We start from the raw sequence: 14,234 nt of genomic DNA, 5'->3' as shown, positions 1-14,234 counted from the left end.
GAGACATGGTCAAGAGAACAGGCGGGAACCAGATGAGTGCGAATATTGGGGATGTCGATGGTGGTCCGGTCAGTGCTGAGGAGATCGGCCGGATTTCGATTTTCCAGGACCTAGGGGAAAACGAGCGCGCGGAGATTGCAGCGCTCTGCACCAAGCGCTCTTTCCGGGCTGAGGAGGTGATCATTTCCACCGGCGGGGCGGACCATGACGTCTATTTCATGCTCTCCGGCAAGGCGGAGGTCCTGAACCACACGATCATCGGGAATGCCCTGCATCTGGATGCGCTCGGCACGGGCGCCTATTTCGGTGAGCTGTCAGCGCTGGACGGCGGACCGCGGTCCGCCGAAGTTCAGGCCATAGAAGACTGTGTCGTCGCGGCAATGCCGCCGAGCGAGTTCCGGCAAGTGCTTGCGGACTACCCGTCCGTGCTGGTGCTTGTGCTGCACAATCTGGCGCAGATGATCCGCGCGGCCAACCTCACCGTGTTGCATCACGCAACGATCTGATCCGGAAGCGGATCAGTCCTCGTCGTTGCCGGCCTGATCGTCCTCGCGGCGGCCGTCGGCCGAGCGGGTGAGCCGGCCCATGAGCTGCTCAAGGGCTGCATGCAGATTGCGGACGCCGGAGCGGGACATGATCATCCGGGACACCACGGCATGTTCGACCTGCGAGCCGTCGATGTTGAATCGCGTATTGACCAGATTGATCCGCACGACACCGTCCCGGACCATGGCGCCAATGACACCGTCGACGAAGATGTCCTGGCATTCCGGGGCAATCACGATGTTCGGCTGCTGACCACCTTTGCCGCCGCCGCTGGTGTTGGAAGTGTCGCTCATGAAGACTCGCCCGACCTAAATTTGTGCCAAATTCGATAGAATACCGATAACACGTTGGGTGCCTTGGCGGAAGACGGTTCGCAGCCGGATTTGCGGTATGCCGCAGGATTGCCAAATCAGGGAGCGGCGGGCAGTGTTCCGACACCCGCCATGTGTTCGCTCCGTCTCTGGAGAGCTGAGATACTGCCGCAAATATTCAAGGATTGGCGTGTTCTGCTCCTGGCCTCGGTGTGGCTCGGATCGGTAGCCGGTCTCTTCGTCTCCGCACCGATGCTGGACCACCTCACCGGGATCGGGCTGTTGGTCTTTGTCCTGCTTACCCTTCCGAGGGCGCGGCGCGAGACCAAGTTCCTGATGCTTGGCGGCGGTCTCATCACGGCCGTCCTGCTGATGACGGTGGCCGGGCCGGCGGATGCCTTGCGCGGCCTGGAGCGCAGTCTGATCTTCGCCGGATTGCTGCCGACCCTGCAGATGACCAAGGCCGTGGCGCTTCGCATGCCGTCTGTGCGTATCAGCCAGGAGAGGCTGGCCTCCCTGCCGGGACAGGCAGCCGACGTCGGCATCGCCATCGGTACGACGGTCTTCGGCTCGGTGCTCAACACCGGCGCCTTTGCCCTGGTTTCAGCCGTGATCAAGCAGGATGCGACCGAGGAACGCCGGTTGACCGCCGCCCGTGCCGCCATGCGCGGCATGAACATTTCGGTGCTCTGGTCGCCGTTCTTTGTCGGTTTCGCGGTGGCCGGCACCTATCTGCCGGAAGTCGAGCTCTGGCAGATCGTGCCGTTCGGCTTCTTTTGCGTTTGTCTCTCCATCGCCATTGCGCTGGCGATGTTTGCGCGGCCCTTCAGCTTCGGTGCCGTCCGCGATTCACTCGCCTGTCTCGGTCCGATCGCGCCGCGGCTCGGGTTTGCCGCAGGGACCGTGATCCTCGTCGGCGCGCTCACGCCGCTCTCGACCCTCGGAGCGATCATCGTGGTGATGCCGGTGCTCTGTGCGATCCAGTTCCAGCGCCATCCGGAGCAGGTGCGCCCGGTCTTCGAGGAGACGGCGACCGCGATGAGCCGGATGGGGGACGACCTCGCGCTCATCGTTGTCGCGATGGTGGTCGGGACGGCTGCGGGGGAGGCGGATGCCCTGATCGTCCATGTCGCGCCGCTGCTCGAGGGCGGGCTGCCGGCGCCGGTTCTGTTGGCGTCGCTCATCGGGATCCAGCTGCTGCCGGCGGTCGTCGGGATCCATCCGATCATCACCGGGACGATATTCCTTGCCGCACTGACCAGCCTGCCGCATGGCATCCTGCCGCTCGCGCTTTACGAGGCGATGCTGGCGGGCTGGGGGCTCGGGTCGATGATCTCGATTGCCTCGCTTTCGGTGGTGACCGCGGGCTCGATGTTCGGTGTGCGGCCGCTGGTGGTCGCGATCGGGCCGAACCTGCTCTATGTGCTGGTGGTCTGGGCCGCGCTGGTGCCGTTGCTCAGCGCCGTGCACTACGCCTTTATTTGAGGTCTTAGCGCCGCCGCCGGGTCATCACCAGAAAGACGGCGGAAACAACGGCGGCGAGCGCCGCGTAATCGACCAGTCCCGGCACCGTGCCGAAGATCAGCGCGTCGAACACGACGCCCATGACGGGGACCATCAGCGTGCCGACGGTCGAGACCACGACCGGCAGCATGGTGACGACGTTGAAATAGGCCCAGTAACAGAAGATCCCGGTGATCGTCATGTTGTAGACGAGACCCATCGTTGGCCACAGGCTGACGCTCTCCGGCATGTTCTGGTAATCCCAGATGCCGGCGATCAGTGCGATCGGCACGGCGCCGAGCAGTTGCTGCCAGCCGGTCAGCACGGTCACGGGGATCGAGAATCCGAAATATTTCACCGCCGCGGTCCCGGAACCCCAGGCGATGGCCGCGAACAGCACCAGCGCGGGGCCGAGTGGTCCGCCCGACAGGGCGCGTTCATCTCCGAAGAACAGCAATGCCATGCCGACAAGGCCGAGGCCGAGGGCGATCATCGAACGGCCGCTGAGGCGTTCCTTCACCAGCCAGGCGCCGGTCAGCGAGGCCCAGAGCGGCATGGTGTAGGCCAGAATCGCCGCGCGCCCCGATTCCATCAGGTCGACACCATAGAGCACCGCAATGTTCCATATCGACATGTTGAGCACGGAGACGATGATCAGCCCTTTCCACTCGGCGCGGGGAACGCGAAGCGGGAGGCCGCGTACACGGGCCAGTGCGAACAGTCCGACCGCCGCGGACAGGCCGGCGACGGCGCGGAATACGAACGGAGGATATTCCGCGAGCGACAGCTTCATCACCGGCCAGTTCAGGCCCCAGAGCAGGGCGAGCATGGCGAGCAGGAAGACGGCGAAAGCGGGGATGCCCGAAGTGTCGGGCGTGCCGGGTTTGACCACGGGCGTCGAGCCCTTATCTCTGTGACGGGTACGTGAAGAGAAGTCTTGCTATCCCAATTCATGCTTGAGCGCCAGACTTCTCCCCTCCTAACATCGCGCCCGAGAGATTAACGGCGCGGCAATCAGGCTGCGATCCGATATGGAGGCTTTTGATGGTTAAATTCGGTATCGGTCAGGCGATCAAACGTGTCGAGGACCAGCGCCTTTTGACCGGCCAGGGGAACTATACGGACGACGTGGCGCCGGACGGCGCGCTGCGCGCCTATATTCTCCGCTCGCCCTATGCGCACGCGAAGATCACCTCGGTCGAGACCGCGGACGCCGAGGCTGTACAGGGCGTGGTCGCGGTACTGACCAACAAGCATGTCAAGGAAGACGGGCTCGGCGATCTGCCTTGCCTCGCGCCGGCGGCGAACAAGGACGGCAGCCCGAGGGCTGACACGCCGCGTCCGATCCTGGAGGGCGACACGGTGCGCCATGTCGGGACTCCGGTCGCCATGGTGATCGCCGAGACCCTCGAGGCAGCCCGCGACGCCGCGGAGCTGATCGAGATCGACTACGAACCGCTTGCTCCGGCGACGGACACCGAGGCGGCGACCAAGCCCGGCGCGGCCCAGCTCTACGATCATATCCCGAACAACATCTGCTTCGACTGGCACAAGGGCGACCTCGAGATGGCGGATGCGGCCTTCACACGGGCGTCCCGTGTGGTGGAGACCCGGGTGGTCAATAACCGGATCATCGTCAATTCGATGGAGCCGCGCGGCGCCATCGGGCTCTACGATGCCGCGACCGACCGCACCACGCTCTACAGCTCGACCCAAGGCCCGTCCTTCATTCACCCGCATCTTGCCGAAACGGTGCTGAAGATCGACAAGTCGAAGCTGCGCTGCATCACCACCGATGTCGGCGGCGGCTTCGGGATGAAGATCTTCCTCTATCCGGAGCAATGTCTGATTGCTTGGGCGTCGCGGCGCCTGAAGCGGACGGTGAAATATACGCCGGACCGTTCGGAAGCCTTCATGTCCGACAGCCAGGGGCGGGACAACATCTCCTATGTGAAGGCCGCGCTCGACGAGAACGGCAAGATCATCGCCCTGAAGGTGGAGACCTTTGCCAATCTCGGCGGTTATCTCTGCAATTTCGGTCCCTACATTCCGACCGAAGCCGGGACGCACATGCTCTCGGGCGTCTACGACATTCCGTCGATCTATGTGAACGTCAAAGGCGTGCTCACCAACACCACGCCGACCGACGCCTATCGCGGCGCGGGCCGACCGGAGGCGGCCTATCTGATCGAGCGGGTGATGGACAATTGCGCCGCCGCGACCGGGCTCTCCCGCGACGAGATCCGCCGGCGGAATTTCATCCGGCCCGATCAGATGCCGTACAGCACCGCGCTCGGCAACGTCTACGACACCGGCGAGTTCCAGACCGTGATGGAGAAATGCATGGAGCGGGCCGACTGGAACGGCTTCGCGGCCCGCAAGGCTGACTCCGAGAAGCGCGGCAAGCTGCGCGGCCTCGGTCTCGGCTACTACATCGAGAAGTGCGGCGGCGGCAATCCGGACACGGCCGACATCCGTTTCACCGAGGACGACAAGATCGAGATCTATATCGGCAACCAGTCCAACGGACAGGGGCACGAGACCGCCTATGCGCAGGTGCTGGGCGAGGTGCTCGGCATCGACGGCGAGCGGATCCGCGTCGTGCAAGGCGATACCGACCGCACGCCCCCGGGCATGACGGGCGGCTCCCGGGCGCTGCCGGTCGGCGGCGTCGCCGTGCTGCTCGGCGGGCGCGAGATCGTCGAGAAAGGCAAGAAGGTCGCGGCCCGTGTCATGGAGGCCGCGGTCGAGGATATCGAGTTCGCCGACGGCACCTTCACCGTCGCCGGGACGGACAAGACCATGTCGCTGTTCGATGTCCGGCGCGAGGCGGAAGAGGGGCTCGATACCGTGCACGAGCGCATTCCCGAAGCCGCGACCTTCCCGAACGGCTGCCATGTCTGCGAGATGGAAATCGATCCGGATACGGGTATCGCGGAGATCCAGCGCTACACCGTGGTCGACGATTTCGGCTCGGTCATCAATCCGAACATGCTGGCGGGCCAGGTGCATGGCGGGGTCGGCCAGGGTCTCGGCCAGGCGCTCTACGAGCATGCTGTCTATGACGAGGAGAGCGGCCAGCTGATGACCGGCTCCTACATGGACTACAACCTGCCGCGCGCCGATCAGGTGCCGCTGATCGACTTCACCACGCACAATGTCTGGTGCACGACCAACCCGCTCGGCATCAAGGGCTCGGGCGAGGCGGGGGCCATCGGCGCCCCGCCGGCGGCGATCAGTGCCGTTTGCGACGCGCTCGGCATTACCAATATCGACATGCCGGCGACCCAGGAGAAGATCTGGGCCGCCGCAAATGAGCGCCGGCTCGCCGCGGCCGAATAAGACCCGTTCCGAAAAGACGGTTGCGGAAACGCAGCCGTCTTTTTTGTATGCAAGTTCCAGAATTCAGAGGGGGACGCCATGACGGCACCGATCGAATGCTATACGTGGAAGACGTCGAACGGCCGCAAGATCACGATCATGCTGGAGGAGTGCGGGATTCCGTACAACCTGCATCCGATCAATATCGGCGAGGACGATCAGTTCACGCCGGAATATATCGCCATCAACCCGAACTCCAAGATCCCGGCGATCGTCGATCCGGACGGACCGGGCGGAAAGCCCTACACGGTCATCGAGTCTGGCGCGATCCTGATGTATCTCGCCGAGAAGACCGGCAAGTTCATGCCGTCCGAGATGGGCAAGCGCTACGAGGTCATCCAGTGGCTGATGTTCCAGATGGGCGGCATCGGCCCGATCTTCGGCCAGGTGCACCATTTCAAGCGTGCCGCCAAGGAGAAGGTGCCTTACGGCATCGAGCGCTACGGCAAGGAATGCCTGCGTCTCTACGGCGTGCTGAACAGCCGTCTCGAGGGCCGGGACTATCTCGCCAACGACGAGGTCTCCATTGCCGACTTCGCGACCCTGCCCTGGGTGTTCCGGCACGACTGGCAGGAAGTGGACCTCGCGCAGTTCCCGAACGTGAAGCGCTGGTACGACACCATGATGGCGCGTCCGGCCCTGCAGCGCGGCATGGAACTGCCTTGAGGTTTTTTGCGCAGCCTCATTGAAAAGAACGGGGGGGCCCGGCCAATGCCGCCCCTTTTTCTTGTTAAGCGCTCCCCCCGCCTGGGGGGGGAATGACGTCTGCGTTGGGACGGCGAAAGCTACCCTTCGACCCGCTTCGCCTCGAAATCGATCTGCAGATCCATCTCGCCGCTTGGGTTTCCAGTATCCCCAAAGGTGCGGTCGTCGATCCGCGTCTCGACCGAGAGCGCCACTGCGTGGTGTTTCGAGCGGAAGGGGAAGTCCTGGTTGTCGATCCAGGTGAGTTTCAGCGTGGCGGGCCCGGTGACGCCGTTGAGGGTCAGATCGCCCGTCACGGTTCCGGTGCGCGGGCCGGTCTGCCGGCTCTGCTTGCCGACGAACGCGATCCGGGTACCGGAGACGGGGCTTTCATCGCTCCCTGTTTGAGGAGGCGTAAAGGCTCCGGCCGGCTCGACAGTGAAGCGGATGTCGCGGATCGCGGGAGCGGATTCGTCGAAGCTGAAACTGCCCTCGCCGGTGAGGAACATGCCGCGGCTATCGGCCAGCCCGAGATGGCTGGTCCGGAAAGTGATCGAGAGATGGTCCGGATCGACCTCGTAGCGCGCCGGTTCCGCCCTCGGCGCCGCGCCGGCCGCGAGCATCACCAGAACGGCAAGCAGGCTCACGATAGTTTTTGCTGCGCGCGAGGGGAGTTTCATATTACGCCTCCAGGAATGAACTCTCGGGCCGGACGCCCGGATGGGAACCATGAAATCAGATTTGGGCAGGAATATGCGCGTTGCGAGGGCCTTTTGGTCGCACGGCAACGGGCAGGGGGAAATCCGCGAGGAAACGCTTCGGGAGCCGGCGGACGGCGAGCTGCTGGTCGAGGCGCTCTATTCCGCGGTCAGCAAGGGGACGGAGAGCCTCGTCTTCCGGGGCGGTGTGCCGCGTTCCGAGTGGGACCGCATGGCCTGTCCGTTTCAGGAGGGACGTTTCCCGGGCCCGGTGAAATATGGCTATGCCTCGGTCGGCCGGGTCGCAGGGGGTGACGGGCTCAAGAAGGGGACGCCGGTCTTTGTGCTCTATCCGCATCAGACCCGCTATGTCGTCCCGACCGACGCAGCGATCCCGCTGCCGAAGACGGTGTCGCCGGAGCGGGCGGTGTTGGCCGCTAACATGGAGACCGCGCTCAATGCCGTCTGGGATGCCGAGGCGGCGCGCGCCAAGGAACTCTGCGTCATCGGCGGCGGCATGGTCGGGCTTCTCACGGGCTACCTCGCCCGCCGTTTCTGGGGCGAGGAGGTGTGGGTCTTCGATCCGGTTGAAAGCCGGTCGGCGGTCTGCGAGGCGCTCGGTCTGCGCTATGCCGGCGCGGGCGGGCATCCCGAAAAATTCAGTCTTCTGTTCCACGCCAGCGCGACGGAGGCCGGGCTGCGCCGGGCGCTCGACCTAGCCGCCTTCGAGGCGACGATCATCGAGCTCAGTTGGTATGGCGATCGCGAGGTCTCGCTGCCGCTCGGCGGCGCCTTCCATTCGCAGCGCCTGACGATCCAGGCCTCCCAGGTCGGTGCGGTCGCCCCGTCCCGGCGCCAGGGCGCGCGGCACCGGGAGCGGCTCGCCGAAGCCATCGGCCTGCTGGACGATCCCGCGCTCGACGTTCTGATCACCGGTGAGTGCCCGTTCGAGGACTTGCCGAAGGTCATGGCGAAGCTTACATCCGGCGCGCCCGAGACTCTCTGCCACCGTATCCGCTATCCTGATTGACCGGAGCAATTCATGTACGCACTTACCGTCCGCGACCACGTGATGATCGCGCACAGCTTCAACTCCCCGACCTTCGGGCCGGCGCAGCGCCTGCACGGGGCGACCTATGTGGTTGATGTCGAGTTTCGCCGCGCGGAGCTGGACGCGGACAATCTCGTGATCGATATCGGCGCCGCGTCGGAAGAACTGAAGGCGGTTCTGGCGCCGCTCGCCTACCGCAATCTCGACGAACTGCCGGAGTTCGCCGGCGAGAACACCACCACCGAGTTTCTTGCCCGGCACATCTACGAGGCCATGGCGGCCTCGATCCGCGCCGGAAAACTCGGCGAGACGGCCTTGGGCCTCGCGGGTATGAAGGTGACGCTTCACGAGTCCCACATCGCCTGGGCCTCCTACGAGGGGACATTGTGACACCCGCACGGCTGCAGTATCCCGGCCTCCCGGTCCATTTCATCGTTCCGGGGCCGCTCGGCACGCTGACGGGCGGCTTCATCTATGACCGGCAGATGGTCGATGGATTGCAGGCGGCAGGCCGGCTCGGCGCCGTCCATGAACTTTCCGGCAACTTCCCGCGCGCGGCGCCCTACGACGTTGCCGCCGGTGCGGCGGTACTGGCCGGGCTGCCGGACCGCGCGCTCTGCGTGATCGACGGTCTCGCCCTGACCGCGCTCGGCCAGGTGGTCGCCCAGCACGGGTCCCGGCTCGATGTGGTGGCGATGATCCACCACCCGCTCGCCGACGAGACCGGGCTCGGCGAGCGGGAGAGGGAGGCGTTCTTCGCCGCCGAAAAGGCGGTGCTGGGGGACGTCACGCGCATCGTCGTCTCCAGCGCCAGAACGGCTCTGCGGCTGCGCGATTTCGGCGTGAATCCCTCTGCAGTGCGTGTGGTGGAGCCGGGTATCGCCGAATGGGCCCGGGGCGAAAGCTGGATAGGAGACGGGAGCGCACCTGTCCGCGTCCTGTCAGTGGCGACCCTGACGAAGCGTAAGGGGCACGACGTCGCCCTGAAGGCATTGGCCTCCTGCAGCGATCTCGACTGGCGCCTTGACATCGTCGGCGCGCCGCGCGACCCGGAACATGGTGCGGACCTGAAGACGCTTTCTGGGGAGCTGGGGATCCTGGAGCGCGTGACCTTCCATGGCGAGGTCGGCGAAGAAAAGCTGGTGGAGCTGCACCGCCGGGCCAGCCTTTTTCTCTCAGCCACCTATCACGAGGGTTTCGGTATGGCACTGGCGGATGCAGTCGCCTTCGGGCTTCCGGTCGTCACGACTGAAGAGGGTGCCGTTGCTGAGGCCGTGCGCACGGCGGCCGAGCAAGTGCCCGCGGGTGACGTGGACGGTCTCGGGCAGACACTCCGAACGCTTCTCGGGGATGATGGCGCGCGTCGGCAACTCGCCGCACGGAGCCGCGACGCGGCGTCGGGACTTTCCGACTGGGCGCGAGCGCAAACGTCCTTTCAGCGCGCCGTCGACGGAGTGACGCTGCAATGAGCGGCGGGTTCTCTGCGGATTGGCTCGCGGCACGCGCGGTCTGGGACCGGGCGGCGCGAAGCCCCGAAGTCGAGGGCGCGCTGGTGCAATGGGCCGGAGTTCGGTCGGCACCGCTCCGGATACTCGATCTCGGCGCCGGAACGGGAAACAACCAGCGCCATCTGGCGCCGTTGCTGAAAACGCCGTGCGACTGGCGTTTGGTGGACAGCGACGCTGCGTTGCTGGACCGTGCCGTCGGCCATGCCGCGCTGAAGACTGACGACCGGATCGCGGTGGAGAACCTCGATCTCGCCGCATCGGATATCTCCCCGCTGTTGGAAGATGCGGATCTGGTAACTGCCTCGGCGCTCTTCGATCTGGTTTCGACGGAATGGATGGATCGCTTCCTCGATGCCGTGGCGGCGCGCGGGTGTGCCCTGCTCGCGGTGCTGACCTATGACGGACGGATCGATATCGAAGGCGATCACGAGGAGGCGGAGAATCTGGAAGCACTGGTGAACGATCACCAGCACGGCGACAAGGGCTTCGGTCCCGCGCTCGGCCCGGGCGCACATGCCGCCATGGTCGACGGCCTGACCCGGCGAGGTTACCGTGTGCAGGAGGGTGCGAGCGACTGGAGTCTGACGGCAGGCGATCCGGGCGCGCGGGAGCTTGTCGAGGGCTGGGTGTCCGCCGCGGGCGAGATCGCGCCGCTCGATCGCGAGGAGATCGCGGCTTGGGGCGCAGCTCTGCTGGCCCGTCCGGAGACCCGGATCTATGTCGGCCATCGGGACCTGTTCGCGGTGCCGCTCAGCTGAGCCTGCAGTCGAACAGCGTATCCTTGCCGAGCGGATAGGTCCGCGCCTCGAAGCGTAGGGCGGCGTCGAGTTTCTCGATTTCTGGCAGCACAAGTCCCGGCCGGCCCGAGCCGATGATCATCGGTGCGACCGAGACCTGCAGCCGGTCGATCAGCTTCTCCGACAGGAACCGGGAAATCGTCTGTCCGCCGCCTTCGATCAGGATAGTGCTGAGCCCCCGCCCGCGAAGTGCCTCGAGCAGGAGATGCGGGTCCGCGCGACCGTCCGGACCGGTGGCGTCCAGCATGCCGCAATGTTCCGGGAGATTGCCGCGGCGCGTGCCTGAAACGAGCAGGGTTTCCGCGTCCGGTTCGGTCAGCAGGGCATGGCTTGCCGGCACTCTGCCCTGCGTGTCGATCACCACGCGCACTGCGTTGGGGCCCGGGACCCGGCGGGTGGTCAGGCGCGGATTATCGAGTACCGCGGTCGTCGCGCCGACCACGACGGCATCGGCGAGGGCCCGGAGCCGATGCAGGTGATCGAGGCTCTCGGGTCCGTTCACATAGTGTGAGTGTCCGCTCTCGGTCGCGATGCGGCCGTCGAGGCTCTGTCCGATCTGTGCGATGACGGTCGGCCGATCCGCGCAGGCCGCGGCAAGGTCGCGATACAGCTCCCAGGGGACGTCTTGCGCTTCCACCCCGGTGTCTTCCGGGGTGTTCTTTCCGAGCCCGGCGAGGATTTCCCTCCAGATGCCGCTCATCTTTGTTCGCCGAACGGGGCGCCGTCGCTCAGCGGCCAGTCCGCGACATCCGCGATCAGGTCGGCAAGCTGCTGTCCGTAGGCGGCGAGCAGGGCGGCACCCTGATCCGCCGTCGCGCGGCTCGCCGCTCCTGTCGCGCCGGACGGATTGAGATCCTCCGCGTTCCAGGCGAAACCGCCAGCTCCGGAGAGTCCGAGCCGTTTCGATCTGGCGGTCCTGGCTTCGGCGGAGTTCGGGAAGTCCGCGATCTTGGCCGTCCGAACGAGTTCTGGCGCGATCGCCAGCATCAGAGCGGTCTCGATCTGGCCGCCATGCAGTCCGTGTTTCATCTCGTCCGGATCGATCATCCCGTCCGGAATGTCGAAGCGGAAGGTGTTCGCCCGGACCGCCAGCATTCCGGCTTCGCTGCGCAGGCGCTGGGCAACGATATCGACGATCTGGGGCTGGCCGCCATGGCTGTTTAGAAGGATCAGCTTGCGCACGCCTGCGGCGGCAACGGAGCGGCCGATCTCGGTCCAGGACGCTATCAGGGTTTCCGCCGCCTGGGTGAGGGTGCCGACAAAACTCATATGCTCGGGGCTGAGGCCGATGGCCTGGGACGGCAGGATCAGGAGCATGAGGTTGTCCGGCACCCGTTCAGATGCGGCCGCGAGGACCGCTTCGGTGATCAGGATGTCGGTTGCCAGGGGAAGGTGCGGGCCGTGCTGCTCGGTCGCGCCGACGGGCAGCAGAGCGAGCGTGCGCGACGGATCGAGCGCCGCGAATTCCTCCGTCGTCAGGTGACCCCAGATGTGGACAGGCATCCCTTTGAAAACCCGGCTGTTTCCGAGACGCGCAGAGCGAACACCGCGGCCTGTCCGCTGTCAAGGTCCCGGCGCGGCGCCTCGGGCATTTTCGCTGTCACATAACGGCGATCTGTTTGTCATCGTTCTGACAAATAAAATTCAAGGATAAATGAGGGTGCGATCTTACAATTCGGTACTTTAAACACAAAAAGTAAATAATATTTCGCGTATACTTTGTGGTGATCGATGAATTCATGATTTGTCGATGAGTATTTTTGCATGTCTTGGCACGGCAGGCGTTGGAACAATGTTGAGCTCACCTTTTGTCGCAGGAGCGTTTCTCGGGGTGCGCCGCCGCTGACGGGCATTCGTCTGTCAGTGTGCAGGTCTTGATCCCGATGCGCTAACCGGCACCGCAGGGCGGTGGCAGGAGCTGTGTGTCTCCGGTCCCGTGGATCCTGATCAGGATCCGACGCGGCAGACTGCGTTGCTGGCGGTCGCGGGACCGTTCATCGCGGCTTCGTGCGATCGGCTTGTTCTCCAGGGCATCGCTTCGGTCGGCATCCTCGGTCAGCATGCCGAGCCCGAGATCGTCGATCCCGACCAGATGCAGGGACCAGTCCTCGGTGCGCCATGTGATCCGGCCCGCCGCCGGCGTCGCATGAACCGGCATACAGATTTCCGCGGGCTTTCCATATCGCTGCAGAAGAGCGTCCTGCACCGTGCGGGCGCTCTTGCGTGTCGCCGCCGCATGGCGCCGTTCGAGGAGAACCTGCCGGAGCCGGGTGTCCCCGTCGAACTGCAGATAGATCCGGAAGCTGGAGCCCAGCGTCGGGACGGCCTGCAAGACCAGCAAACCTTTCAGCGCGCCGAAGTCGAGACCGTCCTCGAGATATTGGGCGTCCGGCAGGGCGCTGCGTGCGTCGTCCAGTGCCATGCCGAAGCTGAGCCGGGCAAGGGGCGGGGGAAGTGCGGTTTCGGCCGCTCCGGCGCCCAGGCTCGCGAGGCCTGCGGCGAGGATCGCCAGGACAAGTGCAATTGCGGGGCCTGTCCGCAGCCGGCTCACCGGAGGCCGGCGCGCATCAGGCCGCGTTTGGCTCCCTGGAACCGGCCGAGGGCCATCAGGCCCGCCTGACGCAGCAGTTTCTGAGGCGCGTAAGGACGGGTCGCCACGCCGGCAAGAGCGCCGATCGCCGAAAGCCGTCCAGCGACGTCCGGCTGCCGCCGCGGCGCATAGCGCGCGAGAGTCTCCGCGGATCCGATGTCCCGGTCCTCCGCCCGCGCCGAGCGCAGCAGTTCGGTCAGCGTCATGATATCACGTACCGACATGTTCCAGCCCTGTGCGGCGATCGGTGGCGCGATGTGGGCGCTCTCCCCGATGGCCACCACGCGATTGCGCGCCGGACGGGGCGTGAAGCCGAGAGTGAGGGGGAATACTGCCTTGGCGCCGCTGAACGCGATCTTCCCGAAGGCGGTCTGTCGGCGCGACAACTTGCGCGCGATTGTTTCGTCGTCGCAGGCGGCCAGCGCACCGATATCATCCGGAGAGGCGATCGTGATCAGGGAGGCATCGTATTCCGCGACCGGGATCAGGGTCAGCGTGCCGGTATCGTCATAACGCTCGATGCAGAGCCTATCGTGCGGATGTTCGAGGCGCACCGGGACACAGAGCGCACTGCGGCCGAGCGGGCGCTTGCGCAGGGCAATGCCGGCGGCTTCCCGGGCAATCGATTGGAGGCCGTCGGCGGCGACGGCGAGGGCCGCTTCGAGCGTCGATCCGTCCGCGGTCTCGATCCGGACGCTTCGGTCGCCGGGAAAGACGCCCGTGGCATGCGATGCGACGGCCGGCACGTCCGGAATGACGGCCATCAGGTCGCGGATAAACAGGTTTTGCGCGAGAAACTCTTCTCCGGCATCGTCTGCCGTGAAATTTTCCGTCACCAGGCCGAACGGGCCCGTGGTTTCGATCCGGAGATCGAGCAACGGCGTCGCTCTCGAACGGACGTCTATGCCCAGGATATCAAGCGAATCAACACTGGAGGGCATCAGGGCCGTGGTTCTCGGGTCCGTGTCCCGGTCCGCCCTGGGGCCGACCATCACGGCCTCGAACCCGGCATCGCGAAGAGCATGGGTCGCAAGTTGGGCTGTGGGACCGTTGCCGATGACGGCGATATCGAGCTTCATGGCGCTTCCTTTCAATCGGATAGTAGACTTCGGGTTCGACAATGCAATCTTCAAGTTATTGCCCCATGGTCAACTTTAGATCGTAA

15 protein-coding genes are annotated in these 14,234 nt (G+C 65.1%); 8 read left to right on the top strand and 7 right to left on the bottom strand.

Annotated elements, in window-relative coordinates; translation table 11 throughout:
- The first annotated feature begins 32 nt into the window (after positions 1-32).
- Complete coding sequence (locus tag IG122_RS08905) at positions 33-506, top strand: Crp/Fnr family transcriptional regulator (RefSeq protein WP_193182535.1); 474 nt, start codon at positions 33-35, stop codon at positions 504-506.
- Positions 507-518: 12 nt separating this feature from the next.
- Here the strand turns inward: IG122_RS08905 and IG122_RS08900 are convergent, their stop codons facing one another.
- A complete protein-coding gene (locus tag IG122_RS08900) occupies positions 519-839 on the bottom strand; it encodes a hypothetical protein (RefSeq protein ID WP_193182533.1) in 321 nt (106 codons plus the stop codon).
- A gap of 150 nt (positions 840-989) precedes the next feature.
- Between IG122_RS08900 and IG122_RS08895 the strand changes: the two genes are divergently transcribed.
- Positions 990-2,342 (top strand): hypothetical protein, encoded by a 1,353-nt coding sequence (locus IG122_RS08895; protein WP_193182531.1) that lies wholly within the window; start codon positions 990-992, stop codon positions 2,340-2,342.
- A gap of 4 nt (positions 2,343-2,346) precedes the next feature.
- On the opposite strand, the gene IG122_RS08890 is transcribed toward IG122_RS08895, so the two are convergent.
- Entirely contained in the window at positions 2,347-3,252 is a 906-nt protein-coding gene (locus IG122_RS08890; protein ID WP_193182529.1) for a DMT family transporter, read from the bottom strand.
- A 152-nt stretch (positions 3,253-3,404) separates the two neighbouring features.
- Between IG122_RS08890 and IG122_RS08885 the strand changes: the two genes are divergently transcribed.
- Positions 3,405-5,702, top strand: a complete 2,298-nt coding sequence (locus tag IG122_RS08885) for a xanthine dehydrogenase family protein molybdopterin-binding subunit (protein ID WP_193182527.1) — start codon at positions 3,405-3,407, stop codon at positions 5,700-5,702.
- 78 nt (positions 5,703-5,780) lie between these two features.
- Entirely contained in the window at positions 5,781-6,407 is a 627-nt protein-coding gene (locus IG122_RS08880) for a glutathione S-transferase family protein (protein ID WP_193182525.1), read from the top strand.
- Between the two features lie 119 nt (positions 6,408-6,526).
- Here the strand turns inward: IG122_RS08880 and IG122_RS08875 are convergent, their stop codons facing one another.
- On the bottom strand, positions 6,527-7,072 hold the full coding sequence (locus tag IG122_RS08875) for a YceI family protein (RefSeq protein ID WP_193182522.1): 546 nt from the start codon (positions 7,070-7,072) through the stop codon (positions 6,527-6,529).
- An 82-nt stretch (positions 7,073-7,154) separates the two neighbouring features.
- Between IG122_RS08875 and IG122_RS08870 the strand changes: the two genes are divergently transcribed.
- From IG122_RS08870 to IG122_RS08855, 4 genes are read left to right on the top strand one after another with little or no spacing between them, the layout of a single operon-like run.
- Positions 7,155-8,153, top strand: a complete 999-nt coding sequence (locus IG122_RS08870) for a zinc-dependent alcohol dehydrogenase (protein ID WP_226893401.1) — start codon at positions 7,155-7,157, stop codon at positions 8,151-8,153.
- 12 nt (positions 8,154-8,165) lie between these two features.
- Entirely contained in the window at positions 8,166-8,564 is a 399-nt protein-coding gene (locus IG122_RS08865; RefSeq protein WP_193182520.1) for a 6-pyruvoyl trahydropterin synthase family protein, read from the top strand.
- Complete coding sequence (locus tag IG122_RS08860; protein ID WP_193182518.1) at positions 8,561-9,643, top strand: glycosyltransferase family 4 protein; 1,083 nt, start codon at positions 8,561-8,563, stop codon at positions 9,641-9,643. The genes IG122_RS08865 and IG122_RS08860 overlap by 4 nt, the downstream gene beginning before the upstream one ends.
- Positions 9,640-10,440 carry a class I SAM-dependent methyltransferase gene (locus tag IG122_RS08855; protein ID WP_193182516.1) on the top strand — a complete coding sequence of 267 codons (801 nt, stop codon included), beginning with the start codon at positions 9,640-9,642 and terminating at the stop codon, positions 10,438-10,440. Before IG122_RS08860 ends, IG122_RS08855 begins: the two co-directional genes overlap by 4 nt.
- Here IG122_RS08855 and IG122_RS08850 read toward each other — a convergent pair.
- The 4 genes from IG122_RS08850 to IG122_RS08835 all read right to left on the bottom strand — a co-directional run bounded on the left by IG122_RS08850 (position 10,433) and on the right by IG122_RS08835 (position 14,148).
- A complete protein-coding gene (locus IG122_RS08850) occupies positions 10,433-11,179 on the bottom strand; it encodes a RibD family protein (protein WP_193182514.1) in 747 nt (248 codons plus the stop codon). The two genes, IG122_RS08855 and IG122_RS08850, sit on opposite strands and share 8 nt — an antisense overlap.
- Positions 11,176-11,982: a creatininase family protein gene (locus tag IG122_RS08845; protein ID WP_193182512.1), complete on the bottom strand. Its 807-nt coding sequence runs from the start codon at positions 11,980-11,982 to the stop codon at positions 11,176-11,178. Before IG122_RS08845 ends, IG122_RS08850 begins: the two co-directional genes overlap by 4 nt.
- Positions 11,983-12,367: 385 nt before the next feature.
- Positions 12,368-13,030, bottom strand: a complete 663-nt coding sequence (locus IG122_RS08840; RefSeq protein WP_193182510.1) for a hypothetical protein — start codon at positions 13,028-13,030, stop codon at positions 12,368-12,370.
- Complete coding sequence (locus tag IG122_RS08835) at positions 13,027-14,148, bottom strand: FAD-dependent monooxygenase (protein ID WP_193182508.1); 1,122 nt, start codon at positions 14,146-14,148, stop codon at positions 13,027-13,029. The genes IG122_RS08840 and IG122_RS08835 overlap by 4 nt, the downstream gene beginning before the upstream one ends.
- Positions 14,149-14,234 lie beyond the last annotated feature (86 nt).

Origin of the sequence: Nisaea sediminum (assembly GCF_014904705.1) — a bacterium.
GTDB lineage: Bacteria > Pseudomonadota > Alphaproteobacteria > Thalassobaculales > Thalassobaculaceae > Nisaea > Nisaea sediminum.
This window is presented reverse-complemented; position numbering and strand designations above follow the sequence as displayed.